At 75.7% G+C, this 15,876-nt stretch carries 16 protein-coding genes; 14 read left to right on the top strand and 2 right to left on the bottom strand.

Going from position 1 to position 15,876, the window contains the following annotated elements:
• The first annotated feature begins 3 nt into the window (after positions 1 to 3).
• The 13 genes from ftsW (at position 4) to ACI797_RS15070 (ending at position 11,931) form a co-directional block, all read left to right on the top strand.
• A complete protein-coding gene (ftsW, locus tag ACI797_RS15130) occupies positions 4 to 1,524 on the top strand; it encodes a putative lipid II flippase FtsW (RefSeq protein ID WP_456859521.1) in 1,521 nt (506 codons plus the stop codon).
• Positions 1,521 to 2,630, top strand: coding sequence for an undecaprenyldiphospho-muramoylpentapeptide beta-N-acetylglucosaminyltransferase (murG, locus tag ACI797_RS15125; RefSeq protein ID WP_456859520.1), 1,110 nt, complete (start codon positions 1,521 to 1,523; stop codon positions 2,628 to 2,630). The genes ftsW and murG overlap by 4 nt, the downstream gene beginning before the upstream one ends.
• The gene (gene murC / locus ACI797_RS15120; protein WP_456859519.1) at positions 2,617 to 4,056 is read left to right on the top strand and encodes a UDP-N-acetylmuramate--L-alanine ligase; all 1,440 of its coding nucleotides are present in this window, start codon (positions 2,617 to 2,619) and stop codon (positions 4,054 to 4,056) included. Before murG ends, murC begins: the two co-directional genes overlap by 14 nt.
• Entirely contained in the window at positions 4,053 to 4,850 is a 798-nt protein-coding gene (locus ACI797_RS15115) for a cell division protein FtsQ/DivIB (RefSeq protein ID WP_456859517.1), read from the top strand. Before murC ends, ACI797_RS15115 begins: the two co-directional genes overlap by 4 nt.
• A 116-nt stretch (positions 4,851 to 4,966) precedes the next feature.
• Complete coding sequence (locus tag ACI797_RS15110; protein ID WP_456859516.1) at positions 4,967 to 5,548, top strand: peroxidase-related enzyme; 582 nt, start codon at positions 4,967 to 4,969, stop codon at positions 5,546 to 5,548.
• A 328-nt stretch (positions 5,549 to 5,876) separates the two neighbouring features.
• The gene (gene ftsZ / locus ACI797_RS15105; protein WP_456859515.1) at positions 5,877 to 7,178 is read left to right on the top strand and encodes a cell division protein FtsZ; all 1,302 of its coding nucleotides are present in this window, start codon (positions 5,877 to 5,879) and stop codon (positions 7,176 to 7,178) included.
• Positions 7,178 to 7,921 (top strand): peptidoglycan editing factor PgeF, encoded by a 744-nt coding sequence (gene pgeF / locus ACI797_RS15100; protein WP_456859514.1) that lies wholly within the window; start codon positions 7,178 to 7,180, stop codon positions 7,919 to 7,921. Before ftsZ ends, pgeF begins: the two co-directional genes overlap by 1 nt.
• 49 nt (positions 7,922 to 7,970) lie before the next feature.
• A complete protein-coding gene (locus ACI797_RS15095; protein ID WP_456859513.1) occupies positions 7,971 to 8,741 on the top strand; it encodes a YggS family pyridoxal phosphate-dependent enzyme in 771 nt (256 codons plus the stop codon).
• Positions 8,742 to 8,806: 65 nt separating this feature from the next.
• Positions 8,807 to 9,556 (top strand): cell division protein SepF, encoded by a 750-nt coding sequence (locus tag ACI797_RS15090; RefSeq protein ID WP_456859511.1) that lies wholly within the window; start codon positions 8,807 to 8,809, stop codon positions 9,554 to 9,556.
• 56 nt (positions 9,557 to 9,612) lie between these two features.
• The gene (locus ACI797_RS15085) at positions 9,613 to 9,909 is read left to right on the top strand and encodes a YggT family protein (RefSeq protein ID WP_456539264.1); all 297 of its coding nucleotides are present in this window, start codon (positions 9,613 to 9,615) and stop codon (positions 9,907 to 9,909) included.
• Positions 9,910 to 10,010: 101 nt separating this feature from the next.
• The gene (wag31, locus tag ACI797_RS15080; RefSeq protein WP_456539263.1) at positions 10,011 to 10,730 is read left to right on the top strand and encodes a DivIVA-like cell division protein Wag31; all 720 of its coding nucleotides are present in this window, start codon (positions 10,011 to 10,013) and stop codon (positions 10,728 to 10,730) included.
• Positions 10,731 to 10,807: 77 nt separating this feature from the next.
• A complete protein-coding gene (locus tag ACI797_RS15075; RefSeq protein WP_456859510.1) occupies positions 10,808 to 11,476 on the top strand; it encodes a hypothetical protein in 669 nt (222 codons plus the stop codon).
• Positions 11,477 to 11,550: 74 nt separating this feature from the next.
• On the top strand, positions 11,551 to 11,931 hold the full coding sequence (locus tag ACI797_RS15070; protein ID WP_456859509.1) for a hypothetical protein: 381 nt from the start codon (positions 11,551 to 11,553) through the stop codon (positions 11,929 to 11,931).
• A 15-nt stretch (positions 11,932 to 11,946) separates the two neighbouring features.
• Here ACI797_RS15070 and ACI797_RS15065 read toward each other — a convergent pair whose 3' ends face one another.
• Positions 11,947 to 12,348, bottom strand: coding sequence for a hypothetical protein (locus ACI797_RS15065; protein ID WP_456859508.1), 402 nt, complete (start codon positions 12,346 to 12,348; stop codon positions 11,947 to 11,949).
• 100 nt (positions 12,349 to 12,448) lie between these two features.
• Positions 12,449 to 15,619 (bottom strand): isoleucine--tRNA ligase, encoded by a 3,171-nt coding sequence (gene ileS, locus ACI797_RS15060; RefSeq protein ID WP_456859506.1) that lies wholly within the window; start codon positions 15,617 to 15,619, stop codon positions 12,449 to 12,451.
• A gap of 70 nt (positions 15,620 to 15,689) precedes the next feature.
• Here ileS and ACI797_RS15055 point away from each other — a divergent pair, with 70 nt between their 5' ends.
• Complete coding sequence (locus ACI797_RS15055) at positions 15,690 to 15,875, top strand: hypothetical protein (RefSeq protein WP_456859505.1); 186 nt, start codon at positions 15,690 to 15,692, stop codon at positions 15,873 to 15,875.
• Position 15,876 lies beyond the last annotated feature (1 nt).

Raw genomic sequence — 15,876 nt, 5'->3', positions numbered from 1 at the left:
ACGATGACCGCCACCGTGCGCCGCCCCGGGTCCGCCCCGCCGCCCACCGCGCCCACCGCGCCCACCGCGCGCCGGTACCGCGTCCGCCGGCTGCAGCCGCCGGAGTGGCTCGACGGGCCGATGACCAGCTGCCACCTGGTCCTCGGCGCGGCCGGGCTGCTGCTGGCGATCGGCCTGGTCATGGTGTTCTCCGCCGCGTCGGTGACGGCGGCCCTCGACGAGAAGCCGGCCTGGACCCCGGGGGTCGAGCAGCTCACCTGGGCGGCGATCGGCTCGGTGGCGCTGCTGGTCGCCCTGCGGCTGCCGGTGCGCTTCCTGCGGCGCTGGTCCGGCTGGGCGATGGTCGGGGCGCTGCTCGCCCTGGTCCTCGTGCTGGTCGTCGGCGTGAAGCTCAACGGCGCCCGGCAGTGGTTCGACCTCGGCTTCGCCCACCTGCAGCCGTCCGAGCCGGCCAAGCTGGCCTTCGCGCTGTGGGGTGCGAACGTGCTCGCCAAGCGCGACCGCTACCTGACGACGCGCTCGCTGCTCATGCCGCTGGTGCCGGCCTTCGGGCTGGTCTCCCTGCTGCTGCTGGCCGAGCCGGACTTCGGCGGCGTGATCACCTTCGCGATCATCCTGGTGGCGCTGCTGTGGGCCGGCGGCGCCCGGCTGAAGGTCTGGCTGGGGCTGGCCGGCGTCGGCCTGGCCGGCATCGCCTACCTGGTCAGCGAGCCGTACCGGTGGGCGCGCGTCACCTCGTTCCTCGACCCGTTCGCCGACCCCACCGACTCCGGCTACCAGGCGGTCCGAGGCCTGTACGCGCTGGCCACCGGCGGCTTCTGGGGGGTCGGCCTCGGCAACAGCCGGATGAAGTGGGGCCTGCTGCCCTACGGCGACTCCGACTACATCTTCGCGATCATCGGCGAGGAGCTCGGCTTCCTCGGCTGCCTGGTGGTCGTCACGCTGTACGGCGTGCTCGCCTACGCCGGCTTCCGCATCGCCCGCCGCTCGACCGACCGGTTCGTCCAGCTGGCCAGCGTGGCCATCACCACGTGGCTGGTCGGGCAGGCGGCGATGAACATGGGCTACGTGGTCGGGCTGCTGCCGGTCACCGGCGTCACGCTGCCGCTGGTCTCGGCGGGCGGCACCTCGCTGGTGCTCACCCTGTTCATCGTCGGGCTGCTCGTCCGCTTCGCCCGCTCCGAGCCGGCGGCGATCGAGTCCGCCCAGCGCCACGCGCGCGGCCGGCTGTCCCGCTGGCTGCTGCCCGTGCCGGCGCAGCCGGTCGACCCGGTGCGGCCGCCGCGCCGCCGTCCGGCGCCCGGCGCCGAGGGCCGGGCGGCCCGCCGTCCCGTCGTCGCCGGCGCGCGCACGCTCACCCGGGTGCCCGGCGGGGAGCCGCGCGACCGGACGGCGCCGCGCACCGCCGCCCGCCCCCGGCCGCCGGCGGACGAGCGGGGCCGCAGCGCGCCGCGGCGGCCGGTGACCGGACCGGGCACCGCGGCCGGGCCGGCCGCGTCCCGCCGCCCGGGGAGGCCCCGGTGAGCGCGGGGACGGGCGTCGTGCTGGCCGGCGGCGGCACCGGCGGGCACATCGAGCCGATGCTGGCGCTGGCCGACGCGCTGCGCGGGCGGGGGGACGGCGACCTGCGGATCACCTGCCTCGGCACCGCCCGGGGCATGGAGACCCGGCTGGTGCCGGCCCGCGGCTACGACCTGCGGCTGATCCCGCCGGTCCCGCTGCCGCGCAAGCCCACGCCCGACCTGCTCAAGGTGCCCGGCCGGGTCGTCGGCGCCGTCCGCGAGACCACGGCGCTGCTGCGCGAGCTGCGGGCCGACGTGGTGGTGGGCTTCGGCGGGTACGTGGCGCTGCCGGCGTACCTGGCCGCGCGCCGGGCACGTGTGCCGGTGGTGGTGCACGAGCAGAACGCCCTGCCCGGGCTGGCCAACCGCATCGGCGCCCGGCTGGCCGCGCGGGTGGCGGTCACCGTGCCGGGCACCCCGCTGCACCGCGGCGAGCACGTCGGCATGCCCCTGCGGCGCACGATCAGCGGCCTCGACCGCGCCGCCCGCCGGGCCGAGGCCCGCGCCGGGTTCGGCCTGGACGCCGACCGGCCGACGTTGCTGGTCTTCGGCGGCTCGCAGGGCGCCGCCTCGCTCAACCGCGCCGCCGTCGCCGCCGCCGACGCGCTCACCGCGGCCGGTGTGCAGGTGCTGCACGCCCGCGGCCCGAGGAACACCGACGTCACGGTCCCGGCCCGCCCGGCGGGCGCGCCGCCCTACGTCGTGGTCGACTACCTGGAACGCATGGACCTCGCCTACGCCGCCGCCGACCTCGCCCTGTGCCGGGCGGGTGCCGTCACCGTCGCCGAACTGGCCGCCGTCGGGCTGCCGGCCGCGTTCGTGCCGCTGCCCATCGGCAACGGCGAGCAGCGCCGCAACGCCCTGCCGCTGGTCGACGCCGGCGGCGGCCTGCTGGTCGACGACGCCGAGCTGAGCCCCGCCTGGATCGAGCGGACTCTCGTCCCGCTGCTCACCGACCCGGACGCGCTGGCCGGGTACGCCCGCGGCGCGAAGGCGGCCGGGTCGCCCGACGCCGACGAGCGGCTCGCGGACATCGTGCTGGAGGTGGCTGCCCGTGGCCGCCGCTGACGTCGCCGCCTGGAAGGACCCCGTGCCCGCCCTCGGGGAGCTCGGCGCCGTCCACTTCGTCGGCATCGGCGGCGCCGGCATGAGCGGCATCGCCCGCATCCTGCTGGCCCGCGGCGTGCGCGTCTCCGGCAGCGACCGGCGCGACACCCCCACCCTCCTCGCGCTGCGCGCCCTCGGCGCCCGCGTGGAGGTCGGCCACGACCCGGCCCACCTCGGCGACGCCGACACCGTCGTGGTCTCCACCGCCATCCGCGATGACAACCCGGAGCTGGCCGAGGCCCGCGCGCGGGGGTTGCGCGTGCTGCCCCGGGCGGTGGCGCTGGCCGCGGTCATGGCCGGCCGGCGCAGCGTCGCGGTGGCCGGCACCCACGGCAAGACCTCGACCACCTCGATGCTGACCGTCGCCGTGCAGGCGTGCGGCGTCGACGCCTCGTTCGCCATCGGCGGCAACCTCAACGAGTCGGGCAGCAACGCGCACGCGGGGGAGGGCGACGTCTTCGTCGCCGAGGCCGACGAGAGCGACCGGTCGTTCCTCCTGCTGTCCCCGCACGCCGCGATCGTGACCAACGTCGAGGCCGACCACCTGGACAACTACGGCGACCTCGCCGCCGTCGAGGCCGCCTTCGACCGGTTCCTGCAGACCGTCGACCCCGACGGCTTCGTCGTCGTCTGCATCGACGACCCGGGCGCCGCGCGGCTGGCCCGGGTGCCCGGGAAGGCCCGTGTGCGCACCTACGGGACGGTCGAGGACGCCGACCTGCGCATCCTCGACCTCGCCGTGGCGCCGGACGGCACCAGCTGGACGGCGGTGCTCGACGGCCGGGTGATCGGGCGGGTGCGCATCCAGGTGCCCGGTGCGCACATGGCCCGCAACAGCGCCGCCGCGCTGCTGGCCGGCACGGAGCTCGGCCTGCCGGCCGACGGCCTGATCGAGGGGCTGGCCCGCTTCGGCGGGGTGCACCGCCGCTTCGAGCTCAAGGGTGTCGTCGCCGGGGTGCGGGTCTACGACGACTACGCCCACCACCCGACCGAGGTGCGCGCGCAGCTGGCCGCCGCCCGCGCGGTGGCCGGCGACGGCCGGCTGGTCGTGGCCTTCCAGCCGCACCTGTACAGCCGCACCCGCGAGTTCGCCGACGGCTTCGGCGACGCGCTGGGGCTGGCCGACGAGGTCGTCGTCATGGACGTGTACGGCGCCCGGGAGGACCCCGTCCCCGGCGTCACCGGGGCGCTGGTCGCCGACGCCGTGCCGCTGCCGCCGGAGCGGGTGCACTTCGAGCCGTCGTGGTCGGCCGCGGCGCCGGCGCTGGCCGCCCGCGCCCGCCCGGGCGACCTCGTCGTGACCATGGGCGCCGGCGACGTCTCGATGGTGGGACCGGAGGTCCTCGAGGCGCTCCGGCGGGTCCCCGACCCCGCGGACGGCCCGTGAGCCGCCCGGGCACCACCACCCGCGACCGCGCCGCCCGGGGGGCACCCGCGGCGCGGCCGGCGCCGGCCCGCGACCGCCACCCGGAGCGGCCCCGCCGCGAGCGCAGCCGCCGCGCCCGCCGGCTGCGGGCGCTGCTCGTCCTCCCGCTGCTGGCCACCGTCGCCTGGGTCGTCTGGGCCAGCCCGCTGCTCGCCGTCCGCACGGTGCAGGTCGACGGGGCCCGGTCGCTGACCGCCGAGGAGGTCCGCGACGCCGCCGGCGTCGGGACCGGCACGCCGCTGCTGCGGGTGGACCTGGACGCGGCCCGCGCGCGCGTGGCCCGCCTGCCGCAGGTCGCGTCGGTGCAGGTCACCCGCGGCTGGCCGTCCAGCGTCGTCGTCACGGTGGTCGAGCGGGTGCCGCTCGCCGTCGTCGGCAGCGACGGGCAGCGGGTGCTCGTCGACGCCGAGGGCGTGCTCTTCGACACCATCACCGGCCCGGCGCCCGACGGCGTGGTGCCGCTGGACGTGGCCGCCCCCGGCCCGGACGACGCGGCGACGCGCGCCGGCCTGGCGGCGCTGGCGGCGCTGCCGGCGGCCGTGCGCGACCAGCTCGCCGAGGCCGCGGCCGACGACGACGGCGAGGTGACGCTGACGCTCAGCGATGGGACCACCGTGCTGTGGGGCGAGGCGGGGGAGAGCGAGGCGAAGGGCCGCGTGCTCACCGCCCTGCTCGACCAGTTGGCGGCCGGCACGCTCGAGCCGGCGGCGACGATCGACGTCAGCGCGCCGTCCGCGGTGGTCCTCCGCCCGTAGGAGGACCCCGTCCTCCCCACCCTTCGCGAGCTCAGGGCGGTACCCGGGACGGGGCCGCTCCAGCACGTCGCCGGGCCGCGCTGGTGCTCCGCGGGCCACCCGTCGACCATGGCGCCATGAGCGCCCCGATCAGCCGGTTCCCCGTGCCGCCCCGGTCCGAGCTCGCGCCCGAGCTGCGCGAGCGCTACGCCGACGTCGAGGAACGGTCGGGCTTCCTGCCGAACGTCTTCGGCGCGCTGGCGTGGCGCCCGGCCGAGGCGGCGGCGTTCTTCGCGCTGCACGACGCGCTGATGGACAAGGACACCCCGGCGCTGTCCAAGGCCGACCGGGAGCTGGTGGTCGTCGCGACGAGCGCGGCCAACGACTGCCTGTACTGCGTCATCGCCCACGGGGCGATCGCGCGCATCCGCACCCGCGACCCCCACCTGGCCGACCAGGTCACCGTCGACTGGCGCAAGGCGCCGCTGCCCCCGCGGATGCACGTGGTCCTCGAGGTCGCCGTCCGGCTGGCCGTCGAGCCGGCCGCCGTGACCGCCGCCGACCTCGACCGGCTGCGCGAGCAGGGCCTCACCGAGGACGACGTCTGGGACGTCGGCGCGATCGTCGGCCTGTTCGCCTACTCCAACCGGCTCGCGCACTGGGCGGCGATCCCGCCGAACGACGAGTTCTACCTGCTCGGGCGCATCCCGCGAGCCTGACTCGAGGGATCGTCACACCCGTCCCGGCCGACACGCGCGACACGCGCGACACGCCGGGGCCGCGAAGAGATCTGCACCGGCGGCCGTCCCCGGCGCGCCGCAGCGTGGACCCCGACATGAGACGTTTCCCGGGCGGGTCGTCACACCTCGTGAGGCTCATGTGACGAACGGGTCGCGAGAGTTCGGTGAGATCGCACGACACCGACACGCCGACCACGCGAGGGTGTTTGTGCCGCCCCGACCGCCTGCCTAACTTCCTCTCCGTCGACCGAGTTGACATAACTGTAAGCCTGTACTTGAGGATGAGGGTCCAGTTGGGGAGCGCCGCATGACACCTCCGCACAACTATCTAGCGGTCATCAAGGTCGTCGGCATCGGCGGCGGCGGGGTGAACGCGGTCAACCGGATGATCGAGGTCGGCCTCAAGGGGGTCGAGTTCATCGCCATCAACACCGACGCCCAGGCGCTGCTGATGAGCGATGCCGACGTCAAGCTCGACGTCGGCCGGGAGCTGACCCGGGGCCTCGGCGCCGGCGCGCAGCCCGACGTGGGCCGCCAGGCCGCCGAGGACCACCGCGAGGAGATCGAGGAGGTGCTCAAGGGCGCCGACATGGTCTTCGTGACCGCGGGGGAGGGCGGCGGCACCGGCACCGGTGGCGCGCCCGTCGTGGCCTCGATCGCCCGCAAGCTCGGCGCGCTGACCATCGGCGTCGTCACCCGGCCGTTCGCCTTCGAGGGCAAGCGGCGGGCGGTGCAGGCCGAGGCCGGCATCGAGGAGCTGCGCAACGAGTGCGACACGCTGATCGTCATCCCCAACGACCGGCTGCTCCAGCTCGGCGACCGCAACGTCAGCGTCATGGACGCCTTCCGCACCGCCGACCAGGTGCTGCTCTCCGGTGTCCAGGGCATCACCGACCTGATCACCACGCCCGGTCTGATCAACCTCGACTTCGCCGACGTGAAGTCGGTCATGTCGGGGGCGGGCTCGGCGCTCATGGGCATCGGCAGCGCCCGCGGGGACAACCGCGCGCTGCTCGCCGCGGAGCAGGCGATCGCCAGCCCGCTGCTGGAGGCCTCGATGGAGGGCGCCCACGGCGTCCTGCTGTCGATCTCCGGCGGTTCCGACCTCGGCCTGTTCGAGATCAACGAGGCGGCCTCGCTGGTCTCCGACGCCGCGCACTCCGACGCCAACATCATCTTCGGTGCCGTCATCGACGACGCCCTGGGTGACGAGGTGCGGGTGACCGTCATCGCCGCCGGCTTCGACGGCGGCAAGCCGAGCAACCGCAAGGACTCCGGCGTCGCCACCGTCCCGGCCGGGACGTCGGCCGCGGGGGCCTTCACCCCGGGCCTGCCGCACCGCACCGCGGCCGCGCCCCCGGCGCCGCTGACCACCGGCGAGCGGCTGGTCGGCTCCCCGGTGGCCGCGACGCCGCCGGCCCCCGCGCCGGTCGCGCCGGCGACCCCGCCGGCCGCCGCCCCGCCGGTCACCCCGCGCACGGCCACCGGCGGTGCGCCGCTGACGGTGCCGCCGCTGCCGCCGATCCCGGGGCCCGTCAACGGCCGCCGCCCGCTGTCCAGCGAGGACTTCGAGGAGGAGCTGGACATCCCGGAGTTCCTGCGCAACTGATGACGCAGCCCCCCGGCACGTCCCCGGCCGCCCCGTCGGCGGTGCGACCCCGCAAGGTCGTCACCGATCGGCGGGGCGGCCGGTCCGCGTCGCCGTACGACTCGTTCAACCTGGGCGCGCACGTCGGCGACGACCCCGCCGCCGTCGCGGCCAACCGGGAGCGCCTCGCCCGCGAGCTCGGCGTCCCCGGCGAGCAGCTGGTCTGGATGACCCAGGTGCACGGTGCCGGCGTCGCCGTCGTCGACGGCCCGCAGGACGCGCCGGTGCCCGACACCGACGCGCTCGTCACCGCCGAGCGGGGCCTGGTGCTCTGCGTCCTCGTCGCCGACTGCGTGCCGGTGCTGCTGTCCGACGCCGAGGCCGGCGTGGTCGCCGCCGTGCACGCCGGCCGCGAGGGCGTGCGGAGGAAGGTGGTGCCCGCCGCGCTGGCCGCCATGGGCCGGCTCGGCGCCCGTCCGCGCGCGATCACCGCGCTGCTCGGGCCGTCGGTCTGCGGCGCCTGCTACGAGGTGCCGGCCGCCCTGCAGGCCGAGGTGGCCCGCGTGGTGCCCGCCGCGGCGGTGCGCACCCGGCGGGGCACCCCGGGCCTGGACCTGCGCGCCGGCGTGGCCGAGCAGCTCGGCCGGGCCGGCGTCGGCCAGGTGGTGCACGACCCGCGCTGCACCGTCGAGGACCGCTTCCTCTTCTCCCACCGCCGCGACGGCGTCACCGGCCGGCAGGCCGGGGTGGTGTTCCTCTCGTGACGTTCCGGGCATGAGCAGGGGCGCGCGCACGGCTGCGAGGATCGCTGCCGTGCCCGCGTCCCCCCTCGAGCAGAACCTGCGCGCCGTCACCGAGCGGATCGCCGCGGCCGCCCGCGCCGCCGGCCGGGATCCCGCGGGCGTCCGGCTGGTCGCGGTGAGCAAGACCCGCCCCGCCGAGGACGTCCGGGCCCTCGCCGGGCTGGGCCACCTCGACGTCGGGGAGAACCGCGCCCAGGAGCTGCTCGGCAAGGCGGCCGCGCTGACCGATCTCCCGCTGCGGTGGCACTTCATCGGTCAGCTGCAGCGCAACAAGGCCGCCGCGGTCGCGCGGCTCGGCGCGGTCGTGCACTCCGTGGACCGCCTGCCGCTGGCCGAGACCCTGGCCCGGGCGGGGGAGGCGGCCGGCCGGCCGGTGGACGTCCTCCTGCAGGTCGACCTCGGCGGGCCGGCGGGGGAGGAGGCGGCCCGCGGCGGCGTCGACCCGGCCGCCCTGCCCGGGCTGGCCGACGCCGTGGCCGGGCTGCCCGGCCTCCGGCTGCGCGGGCTCATGGCCGTCGCCCCCCGGGGAGCCGATCCCGCCCCCGCGTTCGCCCGGCTGGCCGCCCTCGCCGAGCGCGTGCGGGCCGACCACCCCGGGGCGGTCGAGCTCTCGGCGGGCATGAGCGGCGACCTGGAGCAGGCGATCGCAGCCGGCGCCACGCTCGTGCGTGTCGGAACCGCGATCTTCGGCGAGCGGGCCCTACCCTCCTCGGAGGATCGGGGGATCCCAACCACACGAGTCACACCAGTCACACGGGCCACGGACGACCCAGAAGCGTGATGCCTCGTTGGACGAAGTTGACGAACGACCGCGACGCTGAGGACACCAGTAGAGGGGGAGGTCCGATGGCCGGAGCCATGCGGAGGATGGGGATCTATCTCGGGCTCGTCGAGGACGACGACGCCCGGGCGTACGGCCGGTACGACGCCCGCCAGTCCGACCACCCGGACCACGACCGTCGCTACGCCCGTTACGAGGACTCCCGCTACGAGGACTCCCGTTACCGGGGCGCGGACTACGCCGACGACTACGCCGAGCGCGGCTACGCCGACGACCGGTACCGCGCGGCGGGCTACGCCGACGACGAGCTCGAGGCCGAGGAGCTGCCCGCGGCCCGCGAGCCGGAGCCGGTGAGCTCCCGCCGCCCGGTCGGCGCGCGGCCGCTCGGCCTGGCCCCCGCGACCCCGGCCGCGCCGGCGTCGGGCGCCACCCGCGTGAGCGCCATGTCCAGCGGCCCGACCGCCACCGCGGGGGCCGCGGGCCTCGCGGTGCGTGAGCCGGTGGCCGCCCCGGAGCCGGCGCCGGCCGTCAAGGAGCCGTACCGGATCACCACCGTGCACCCGCGCACCTACAACGACGCCCGCCAGATCGGCGAGCGCTTCCGCGAGGGCGGTGCGGTCATCATGAACCTCACCGAGCTGGACGACGCCGACGCCAAGCGACTGGTCGACTTCGCCGCGGGACTCATCTTCGGTCTGCGCGGTAGTATCGAGCGCGTCACGGCCAAGGTGTTCCTGCTCAGCCCCAGGGACGTCGACGTGACCGCCGAGGACAAGGCGCGGATCCGCGACGGCGGGTTCTTCGACCAGTCCTGACGGCGTAGCAGGACCGGTGCAAACGGCACGCGAGGTGCCCCGAACGAGCGAGGACCGTGGCTCTCTTCTGGCAGATCGTCTCCTCGGTGCTGCTCGTCTTCCTCGTGCTGCTCTTCGCCCGGTTCGTGGTCGACTGGGTGATGGTGCTCGCCCGGAGCTGGCGCCCGCAGGGCCTGGTCGCGGCGGGTCTCGAGGTCGTGTACTCGACCACGGACCCCCCGCTGAAGGCCATCCGCAAGGTCATCCCGCCGCTGAACCTGGGGTCCATCCGGTTGGACCTCGGGTTTATGGTGCTGTTGCTGGCCGTGTTCATCCTGCGTGGCATCACGACCCGACTCGCCATCACGGCGTGACCGTTGATCCCCCCGGGGTCGGGGTCTCCGGACGGGCGCGGGCCGCCGCCGACCGTCCGAGAACGATCCTGTTCCCGCCGTCCGACCCGAGGTGACCTGCGATGCCACTCACGCCTGCCGACGTGCACAACGTCGTCTTCAAGAAGCCGCCGATCGGCAAGCGGGGCTATGACGAGGACGAGGTCGACGCCTTCCTCGACGTCGTCGAGGCCGAGCTCGCCCGCCTGATCGAGGAGAACAACGAGCTGCGCGCCAGCGGCGGCCGTGCTCCCGCCGAGCGGCCCGAGCCGGTGGCCGCCCCGGTCGTGCAGGCGCCCCCGCCGCCGCCGGTGCAGGCCCCGCGCGAGGACGACAGCGCCCGCGCCTCGCGGATGCTGGCCCTCGCCACCGAGACCGCCGACCGGTACGTCAACGAGGCCAAGACCCAGGCCGAGCAGATGCTGGTCAGCGCCAAGACCAACAGCGAGCGGCTGATGGCCGACGCGCGCGCCAAGAGCGAGCAGATGGTCAGCGAGGCCAAGCACCGCGCCGACTCGATGGTCGGCGACGCCCGCACCCGCGCCGAGACCATGGAGCGCGAGGCCCGCGCCAAGGCGGCCGCCCTCGAGCAGGACGCCGAGCGCCGGCACGCCGAGTCGGTCAGCACGCTGGAGGAGAAGCGCACCAGCCTCGAGCGCAAGATCGAGGAGCTGCGCACCTTCGAGCGCGAGTACCGCACCCGGCTGCGGTCCTACCTGGAGTCGCACCTGCGCGACCTGGACAGCCGCGGTTCCGCCGAGCCCGCGCTGGGCAGCCGGCAGAACCAGCACGCCCCCGCCTGACAGCCGGACCCCGCCGACGGCCCTGCGGACCCCGTGTCCGCAGGGCCGTCGTCGTGCGGCGCGGATAAGGTGCGGGCGTGATCTTGGCTGCGGGGCTGCTGGTGCTGGTCGGTCTCGGGCTGTTCGTCGCGGGGCTGGCCACCGGCACCACGGAGCTGTACTGGGCCACGGTCGCGGTCTGCGTCGTCGCCGCCGTCCTGCTCGTCCTGTCCCGGCGAGGGCTGTCGGCGGCGTCGGCCGGGACGCCGCGAGCGGCCGCGCCGCCCCGCGCGGGCACGGAGGACCGGCCGGCCCGCGAGGTGCCCGCCGCCCGGGAGCCGGCCACGCCCCGGTCCGACGACGGCACCGTGGCGGAGCGGGAGCCGGAGGCCGCCGGCGAGGAGGCCGCCGCGGAGCCGGCCGCCCCGGAGCCGCCCGCCGTCGAGCCGGCCCGCGACGGACCGCCGACCGGCGCCCACGCCGCGACCGGTGTCCACGCGGCGACCGGGCCGACGGCCGACGACGGGGAGCCGCCCGTCGAGGACGTCGAGGTCACCGACCTGCTGCTGGTCGTCGACCTCAAGGACGAGGTGTTCGTCGTCGACGAGCACCCGCGCTACCACCTCGCCGACTGCCCCCGGCTGGCCGGCGCGACCGCCATCCCGCTGCCCCTGGACGAGGCCCGCACCGACGGCTTCACCCCCTGCGGGATCTGCGAGCCCGACCGGCACACCGCCGACCGCGAGCGGGCCCGCCGCAAGGCCTGAACCGCTCCAGCGCCCTGCGTGCACCGGCCGGGGCGGTACGTTGGCGAGGGAGCAGCGGCGGTGCGGAGAGAGCGATGCGGCGGTCGGTCGCGGTGGTCCTGGGGGCGCTCGTGACGGCCGCCTGCGCCGAGCGGTCGCCGGAGGCGCGCGCCGTCGACGCGATCAGGGAGCACGCCCTCGCCGGCTGGCCGTACTCCGACGCGCAGACGGTCGAGCAGATGCGCTGGATGTGCCGGTCGCTGGAGCACCGCTCCATCGCCGAGCTCCTCGACTCCTTCGCCGGGCAGTGGAGCGGCGGTCCCACCACCGAGGAGACCCAGCACGACCACGGCCTGCTGATCCGGTACTCGATCGAAGGCGTGTGCCCGCAGCACTCGCCCCTGATCGAGGACCCCGGCTACGTGGGCCACCCGGGCTGGGCAGCCGTCCACTACGGCGGCGCCGAGCGCGACTGAGCGCTCGGGCGGAGGTCAGAGGACGGTGCGCAGCCCGGCCGCGGCCAGGGCGATCTCGAGCCGGCGCCGCTCGGTGTCGCGGGCGTGCCCCGCCGGCAGGACGGGGAGCGTGTGCGGCACCTCCAGCAGCCGCGCGGCCTCGACGAGGACGTCCTCGTAGGCGGCCTGCAGGCCGCGCCGCCGGGCCTGCGGTGCACCGGCCGGGATGCGGTGGAGCTGCCGGGAGAGCCGGCGCACGTCGGCCGCGACCAGCTCGATCGGCCGGCGGGGCGGTTCGGCCGGCGGACGGTCCCGGCGGCGGGCCGACCGCCGGATCTGCAGCTGCCCGCTGAACCACCGCAGCAGCAGGTCGAGCACGGCGAACGCGGCCACGAGGCCCGCCGTGACGAGCCCGAGGTGGAGCAGAGCGCCGACCATGCCGCCCGTCCGGTGCAGGTCCTGGAGGAGACGGCCAGAGGCTACGCCCGCGACGTCCGTCGCACACCCCCCGGGACGACGCGCGCCCGGCTCCCGCGGGTCAGGCCCGGGCGAGCCAGAGGCGGGCGCCGTCGGGGCCCTCGACCGCCGTGCCCGGGCCCTCCTCGCCGGCGTGCACGGTCGTCGCCAGCACCTCACCGGTCCAGGAGGCCCCGTGCTCGGCGAGCGCCGTCCGCATGCGGTCGGTGCCGGCGGTCCACCAGAGCTCGATCCGGTCGCTGACCTCCAGGCCGCTGGACTTGCGCGCCTCCTGGACCAGCCGCACCACCTCGCGGACCAGCCCGGCGCGCTCCAGCTCGGGGGTGAGCGTGAGGTCCAGCGCGACCGTCAGGCCGCCGCCGCTGGCCACCGTCCAGCCCTCGCGAGGCGTCTCGGTCACCACCAGGTCGCCCTCGGCGAGCGGCACGCGCGCGCCGTCCACCTCGACCGACGCGGTGCCGGCCCGGTAGGCGGCGACGAGCGGTGCCGCGTCGGCCGCGGCGACCGCCTTGGCCACCGCCTGCACCTGCCCGCCCAGCCGGCGGCCGACGGCGCGGAAGTCGACCTTCACCGTGACGTCGACCAGCCCGCCCTCGACCGAGGACAGCTCCACCAGCTCGGCGACGTTCAGCTCGTCGGCCACCTCGGCCACCAGGTCGCGGGGCAGCTCGCGCCAGCCCGGCGCGGCGACCAGCGCCCGCGCCAGCGGCTGCCGGGTGCGCACCTTCGCCGACGTGCGGGCCGACCGGCCCAGCTCGACCAGCCGCCGCACCAGCGCGACCTGCTCGACCAGCGCGTCGTCGCGGGCCGACTCGTCGACGGCCGGCCACGCGGACAGGTGCACCGAGTCCGCCGCGTCACCGAGGCCGGGGACCACGGCCCGCTGCCACACCTCCTCGGTCACGAACGGCGTGAACGGCGCCATCAGCCGGGTGAGGACGTGCAGCACCTCGTGCAGCGTGGCCAGCGCGGCCGGGTCGCCGTCCCAGAACCGCCGCCGCGACCGCCGGACGTACCAGTTGGACAGGTCGTCGACGAACTGCGCGATCAGCCGCCCGGCGCCCTGGGTGTCGAAGTCCTCCAGCGCGTCGGTGACCCCGGCGGTGACGCGTGCCAGCTCGGCCATCGCCCACCGGTCCAGCAGCGGCCGCTCGGCCGCGGCCGGCGCCGGCGACGAGGCCGGGTCCCAGCCGTTGGTGTCCGCGTAGAGCGTGAAGAACGAGGCGGTGTTCCAGTAGGTGAGCAGCACCTTGCGGACCACCTCGGACAGCGTCTCGTGCCCGACCCGGCGGGCCCCCCACGGCGAGCCGCCGGCCAGCATGAACCAGCGGACGGCGTCGGCGCCGTGCCGGTCCATGAGCGGGATCGGCTCGAGGATGTTGCCGAGGTGCTTGCTCATCTTCCGGCCGTCCTCGGCCAGGATGTGGCCGAGCACGAGCACGTTCTCGTACGAGTTCCGCCCGAAGACGAGCGTGCCCACCGCCATCAGCGAGTAGAACCACCCGCGCGTCTGGTCGATCGCCTCGCAGATGAACTGCGCCGGGTAGGCCTGGTCGAACTCCTCGGCGTTGCGGTACGGCGCGCCCCACTGCGCGAAGGGCATCGAGCCGGAGTCGTACCAGGCGTCGATGACCTGCGGCACGCGCCGGTAGGTGCCCGGCTCGCCCGGCACCGTGAAGGTGACGTCGTCGATGAACGGCCGGTGCGGGTCGAGGCCGGCCAGGTCCCGGCCGGTCAGCTCCGACAGCTCGGCCAGCGAGCCGACGGCGCGCATCCGGGAGGGATCCTCGTCGTTGCGCCAGATCGGCAGGGGCGTGCCCCAGTAGCGGTCGCGGGAGAGCGCCCAGTCGACGTTGTTGCGCAGCCAGTCGCCGTACCGGCCCCACTTGATCGTCTCGGGGTACCAGTTCGTCCGCTCGTTCTCGGCGAGCAGCGCGTCCTTGACCGCGCTGGTCCGGATGTACCAGGACGGCTGCGCGTAGTACATCAGCGGCGTGTGGCACCGCCAGCAGTGCGGGTAGCTATGCTCGTAGCGGTGCTCCCGCCACAGCAGGCCGCGCGTCTTCAGGTCCTCGACCAGCGCGGGGTCGGCCGCCTTGAAGAAGTGGCCGCCGACCAGGCCGACCTCGGGCAGGAAGTGCCCGGACGGGTCGATCGGGTTGACCACCGGCATCCCGTAGGCGCGGCAGACGGCGAGGTCGTCGGCGCCGAACGCCGGCGCCTGGTGCACCAGCCCGGTGCCGTCCTCGGTGGTCACGTAGTCGGCCAGGACGACGTAGTGCGCCGTGCCCTCGCCGTCCGACCCCTCGGGGAACTCGACCAGCTCGAACGGCCGCTGGTAGCGCACCCGCTCCCAGTCGCGGCCGGTCGTGCGCGCCAGCACCTCGACGTCGTCGAGGTCGCCGAAGACGGCACCCAGCAGCGGCTCGGCGACGACCAGGGTGTCCTCGCCCCGCCTGGCGACGACGTAGGTGACGTCGGGGTGGACGGCGACGGCGGTGTTCGACGGCAGCGTCCACGGCGTCGTCGTCCAGATGAGCAGGTCGGCGCGGCCGGCCCACTCGCCGCTGGTGACCGGCAGCCGCACGTACACCGACGGGTCGGTGATCGACTCGTAGCCCTGGGCGACCTCGTGGTCGGAGAGCCCGGTGCCGCACCGCGGGCAGTAGGGGGCGACCCGGTGGTCCTCGACCAGCAGGCCCTTCTCGAAGACCTGCTTGAGCGACCACCAGACGCTCTCGATGTAGGACGGGTCCATGGTCCAGTAGGCGGTGGACAGGTCGACCCAGTAGCCCATGCGGCGGGTCAGCTCGGTGAACGCGTCGACGTGGCGCTCGACCGACTCCCGGCAGCGGGCGTTGAACTCGGCGATGCCGTAGCGCTCGATGTCCGGCTTGCCGGCGAAACCGAGCTCCTGCTCGACGGCGATCTCCACCGGCAGGCCGTGGCAGTCCCAGCCCGCCCGGCGGGGCACGTGCCAGCCCTGCATGGTCTTGAACCGCGGGAAGATGTCCTTGAACGCGCGCGCCTCGATGTGGTGCGTCCCCGGCCGGCCGTTCGCCGTCGGGGGCCCCTCGTAGAAGTTCCACTGCGGCCGGCCGGCCGAGGCCTCCAGCGAGCGGGCGAAGACCTTGTCCGCCTCCCAGCGCTGCAGGACCTCCTGCTCGAGGGCGGGCAGGTCGACCTGCGGGGGCAGGGCCGCGAAGGGGCCGGTCGTGCGTGGATCGCTCACGCCGCCCATTGTCCCCGAGCCGACAACCGGGTCCGCGCAGGCCGGGTGCCGGGCGCCCTAGCCTGCCGGCATGACCCGCTACCGCTTCCTGGACGGCATGGGCGACGTCGTCGCCGAGGGCGAGTTCGGCAGCCACGAGGAGGCGCTGGCCTGGGTCGCCGCCGGCGAGTGGGACGACGAGGACGCCGAGGTCCAGCGCGTCGAGTACCTCGGCGCCGAGGGGGACTGGCGCTGGGCGGGCGCGCTGCGCGGCTGAG

Source organism: Geodermatophilus sp. SYSU D00691, assembly GCF_054050275.1.
The sequence above is the reverse complement of the archived record's forward strand: the minus strand, read 5'-3'. Positions and strand labels throughout refer to the sequence as shown.

What these genes read in the sequence shown, in the direction of transcription:
- ACI797_RS15110 (WP_456859516.1), top strand. Translation starts at nt 4,967, where the DNA reads ATGAGCGCCCCGATCAGCCGGTTCCCCGTGCCGCCCCGGTCCGAGCTC.
- pgeF (WP_456859514.1), top strand. Translation starts at nt 7,178, where the DNA reads ATGACGCAGCCCCCCGGCACGTCCCCGGCCGCCCCGTCGGCGGTGCGA.
- ACI797_RS15090 (WP_456859511.1), top strand. Translation starts at nt 8,807, where the DNA reads ATGGCCGGAGCCATGCGGAGGATGGGGATCTATCTCGGGCTCGTCGAG.
- ftsZ (WP_456859515.1), top strand. Translation starts at nt 5,877, where the DNA reads ATGACACCTCCGCACAACTATCTAGCGGTCATCAAGGTCGTCGGCATC.
- ftsW (WP_456859521.1), top strand. Translation starts at nt 4, where the DNA reads ATGACCGCCACCGTGCGCCGCCCCGGGTCCGCCCCGCCGCCCACCGCG.
- ACI797_RS15070 (WP_456859509.1), top strand. Translation starts at nt 11,551, where the DNA reads ATGCGGCGGTCGGTCGCGGTGGTCCTGGGGGCGCTCGTGACGGCCGCC.
- wag31 (WP_456539263.1), top strand. Translation starts at nt 10,011, where the DNA reads ATGCCACTCACGCCTGCCGACGTGCACAACGTCGTCTTCAAGAAGCCG.
- ACI797_RS15055 (WP_456859505.1), top strand. Translation starts at nt 15,690, where the DNA reads ATGACCCGCTACCGCTTCCTGGACGGCATGGGCGACGTCGTCGCCGAG.
- ACI797_RS15065 (WP_456859508.1), bottom strand. Translation starts at nt 12,348, where the DNA reads ATGGTCGGCGCTCTGCTCCACCTCGGGCTCGTCACGGCGGGCCTCGTG.